The organism is Streptomyces sp. NPDC127084 (assembly GCF_042724175.1).
In the GTDB taxonomy this organism is placed as follows: domain Bacteria; phylum Actinomycetota; class Actinomycetes; order Streptomycetales; family Streptomycetaceae; genus Streptomyces.
The window spans coordinates 41,686-45,957 of sequence record NZ_JBHXFA010000044.1 but is presented as its reverse complement, the minus strand read 5'-3'; the positions used below and the strand labels follow the sequence as shown (position 1 = coordinate 45,957).

General features: G+C 69.7%; 2 protein-coding genes. One reads left to right on the top strand and one right to left on the bottom strand.

Annotated features, from left to right (window positions below; translation table 11 throughout):
* Positions 1-52: 52 nt before the first annotated feature.
* The gene (locus ACFWI9_RS13405) at positions 53-2,722 is read right to left on the bottom strand and encodes a SpoIIE family protein phosphatase (protein WP_387161528.1); all 2,670 of its coding nucleotides are present in this window, start codon (positions 2,720-2,722) and stop codon (positions 53-55) included.
* A gap of 278 nt (positions 2,723-3,000) precedes the next feature.
* Here ACFWI9_RS13405 and ACFWI9_RS13400 point away from each other — a divergent pair.
* Positions 3,001-4,272: HAMP domain-containing protein (locus tag ACFWI9_RS13400; protein WP_387161526.1), on the top strand; the 1,272-nt coding region annotated here is incomplete at its 3' end.

Genomic DNA, 4,272 nt, shown 5'->3' with positions numbered 1-4,272 from the left:
GCCATGTGGCGGGGGGCCTTCTGCATGTCCGGCTTCCGGCAGCTCGGCGCGCTCAGCTCCTCTGCGGCTCGGGTACCCGCATCGCGAGGATCGCCATGTCGTCCGATGCCGGTTCCGCCGCGAAGCGTTCGACCGCGCGCAGGATGCGCGCCGCGACCGCCCCGGCCGTGAGACCGGTGCACGTGGTCAGCACGTCCATAAGGCCGTCGTCGCCCAGCATGCGCGTACCCTCACGGCGTTCTGTGACGCCGTCTGTGACGCACAGCAGGACATCGCCTGGGGCCAGAGTGATGTCCTGCTCATAGAGCTCCAGGTCCTCCATCACGCCGAGCAGCGGCTGCGGTTCGGCGGCGGGCTCCACGGTGCCGTCCTGGCACAACCGCAGCGGGAGCGGATGACCGGCGCAGACGACCTTCAGGAGAGCTGAGCCGTCCTCCTGAGGGCGCAGCTCGCCGTACAGCAGGGTGAGGAAGCGACTACGGGCACCTTCGTCGAGGATCGCCGCGTTCAGCCGCTCCAGCACCGCGGGGCCGCCGAAGCCTTCGCGGGCGAGGAGGCGGAGCGCGTGCCGGGCCAGGCCGGTGACGGCGGCGGCCTCGGGACCCGTACCGCAGACATCGCCGATCGCGAAGCCGTAGACGCCGTCGCGGATCGGGAAGAGGTCGTAGAAGTCGCCGCCGACTTCATTGCCTTCGCCCGCCGCGCGGTAGATGACCTCTACTTCCAGGCCCGGTACTTCGGGACGGCTCGGCGGGAGCAGGCTGCGCTGGAGCGACTGGCTGATGGCCGTGCGCTCCGAGTAGAGCCGGGCGTTGTCGAGGGCCAGTGCCGCCCGGCGGGAAAGGTCCTCGGCGAGCTCCAGGATCTCCTGCCGGAAGTGGTCGTCGGACGGTTTGCCGAGGGTCAGCATGCCGATGACGCGGTTGCGTGCGACCAGAGGCAGGACGACCGTTTCGCCGCCGACCGTGGACGCCGTGGCCAGGGACGTACCGACACCCTGTGACGAGGACGGCGAGGACAAGGAGGCCGCTCCCATCCCCAGTTCACGCATCGAGGTGCGCAGCGCGGCCTGGTGGGCGGCGTCGGCCGGAGCGTTCCATACGCGAGCACCGGGAGTGGGCTCCGGAACCGGCGGGGGAATCTTGGCGAGGAGGGCCTTGAGGCCGTCGATGCGATCCTCGTCCTCGTGCAGCACATAGGAGAGGTACGGCTCCGAGGACTGGTCCGCGATGGTGTAGACGGCGCACCAGGTGGCCAGTGTGGGCACGGTCATCTGTGCCATGAGGGCCAGCGTCTGATCGCGGTCGAGCGTGCCCGCCAGCAGGTCGGACGCCTCGACCAGGAAGCTCAGTGAACCCCTGCGGAGCCTTTCCAGCTCGCCGAGCCTGGCGGACTCGACGGCGAGTGCGATGCGGTCGGCGGCGAACTGGAGCCGCAGGGCTTCTTCGTTGGAGTAGCGGCCTCCGGCTTCCGTGGCGACTCCGAGTGAGCCGGTGAGCCGGCCTTCGACCTTCAGGGGGACCGTCACCACGGAGCGCATTCCGGTGCCGTCGAGGAGGGGCACGGCGCCGGGCACGGCGCTGAGGTCCTCGTGGACGGCGGGCATCCGGGCGGAGCCGTAGCGGCCGGTGCCCGCCTCGACGGGCACGCGGGCGAAACGCTGACGGGCGGAGGGAAGCCCTGTGGTGGCCCGTACTTCGAGTTCTGTCTCGTCGTCAGTGGCCAGCAGCAGGAAGGCGGAGTCGGCGTCGAGCATGTCGCGGGCCCGCTCGACGGTGCGCTGGAGCAGCCCGTCCAGGTCGTCCGGGGCCGGTGAGCCGATGAACACCTCGAAGGGGTCGGCGTTGCGGGTCTCTGTTCCCGTGCCGTCGCTGGGGGATACGCGCGCCGGCGGCTGGATCACTGCGCGCTCGTAGTCGCGGACGAGGAGGCAGACGGTGGAGGCCTCGCCGTTGGTGTCGCGGACCCGGAGGTGGGAGGCGTATACAGCGATGACCCGACCGTCGGTATCGCGGATGCCGTAGCTGCCCTCCCACCGTGACAGTTGGAGCGCCTCGGCGATTCCGGTGCCGATTCCGGGAGTGTGGGGCCAGGCGGCGAGGTCGCCGAGCGGTTTGCCGACCACCTGGTCGGCCACGTATCCGAAGAGGTGCCGGGCGTCGTCGTTCCAGGAACTGATGGCGCCGTTGCGGTCGATCTGGACGACGGCCACCCTGACCCGCTCGTCGGAGACCGGGAGGAGGTCGATGGGGAGTACGGGGCCCGCCGAGCGGGTCCCGACCGGGCGCTGCGGCAGATCGAGCTGGAACCAGACCTGCTTGCTGGCGGCCGAGTACTCGACGCCCCACCGTGTCGCCAGGGCGGCGCAGAGCAGCAGGCCGCGCCCGTTCTCGCGGTCGGGGTGGGCGACGGTCCGGCCACCGCCCTGGACGGGGATCTCGCGCTCGGGGTAGCGGTCGCCGACCTCGACCCGCACGCCGTCCGGGGTGCGCAGGCAGAGTACGTCCGCGGCGGTGCCGGCATGGATGACCGCGTTGGTGACGAGTTCGCTGGTGAGGACCACCGCGTCATCGACGACTTCGGCGTAACCCCAGCCCTGGAGCGTGTCCCGGACGAAGGCGCGGGCTGAGGCGACCGACCGTCCGACGGGGTCGAAGCTGGCAGCCGCCCGCGCGGTGATCACGGAACTCTTCGTACGCGTCTCGACGCCCGGCTCTGCCATGGTCGGTGCCTGCCCCTCCCGGTACCCGGTCGTTGTCCTCGCGGTCCTCGCGCCTCACCACCCCTGCCGGGCGACTGGGGGCGGTTGGACAGCCGGATGCCAGGTTACTTACCTTCGCTGTCCGAGCGGATGCCGGTCGCGGCCGTTTCCGCCCTCCGGGTGTGGGGACGCTATGCGAAGCCGCCGAACTGTTATGGCCTGGTTCGGCTGCGGTGAAACACTGGGAACCATTCCTTGAGAACAGCCCGAGCATGACGTAACCCTGCGGGAGGGACACGGTGGAGTCTGGTGCAGCGGCGCGGGGCACGACCACGCGCGCACAAGACGGACAGTCCCGGAAAAAACAACCACGGGGCGCGACGGCGGCGGTGGACGCTGCGGCTCTGAACCGGCTGCTCGCGGCGCTGGTCGCGATGCGGGACGGGAACTTCCGCAAGCGGCTGACGGTCTCGGGCGACGACGTCATGGCCCAGATCGCGGCGGTCTTCAACGAGGTCGCCGACCGCAATCTGCATCTCACCGGTGAGCTCGCACGCGTTCGGCGTGTCGTGGGGCGTGAGGGAAAGCTCACCGAGCGGCTTGAGCCGGGTGCCTGCGAGGGTTCCTGGGCCGCCGCGATCGAGGCGTCCAACGCGCTCGTGGACGATCTGGCCCGGCCGGTGTCGGAGGTCAGCCGGGTGCTGTCGGCGGTCGCCGATGGTGACCTGGAACAGCGCATGGAACTGCGCTCGCATACGGCCGACGGGCCTGATGGCGCGGTGCGCCCGCTGCGTGGTGAGTTCCTGAAGGTGGCCAGGACCGTCAACAACCTGGTGGACCAGTTGTCGGCGTTCACCGACGAGGTGACGCGGGTCGCACTGGAGGTCGGTACCGAGGGGAAGCTCGGCGGCCAGGCGCAAGTGCGAGGTATGTCCGGTTCGTGGAAAGACCTCACGGATTCGGTGAACACGATGGCGTACCGGCTGACGGCCCAGGTGCGTGATATTGCTCTCGTCACCACGGCGGTGGCCAAGGGTGATCTGTCGCGGAAGGTCACCGTCCATGTGGCCGGTGAGATGCTCCAGCTGAAGAACACCGTCAACACGATGGTGGATCAGCTGTCCTCGTTCTCGTCAGAGGTGACGAGGGTCGCGCGTGAGGTGGGCACGGAGGGCGAGCTCGGCGGCCAGGCGACCGTGCCCGGTGTCGCCGGTGTGTGGAAGGACCTCACCGACTCCGTCAACACGATGGCGGGCAACCTCACCTCCCAGGTGCGTGGCATCGCCGAAGTCACCACGGCGGTGGCCAACGGTGATCTGTCGCAGAAGGTCACGGTGAGCGCGCGCGGCGAGGTGGCGCAGCTGGCCGAGACGATCAACCAGATGACCGAGACGCTGCGCACCTTCGCGGACGAGGTGACTCGGGTGGCCAGCGAGGTCGGCGCCGAGGGTCTGCTGGGTGGTCAGGCGCAGGTGCCGGGCGCGGCGGGTACGTGGAAGGACCTGACCGACTCGGTCAACACCGTGTTCCGCAACCTGACCACGCAGGTGCGGGATATCGCGCAGGTGACG

Bases quoted from the DNA above. Each gene is read 5' to 3' on its own strand.
- ACFWI9_RS13405 (WP_387161528.1), bottom strand. From the start codon at position 2,722: ATGGCAGAGCCGGGCGTCGAGACGCGTACGAAGAGTTCCGTGATCACC.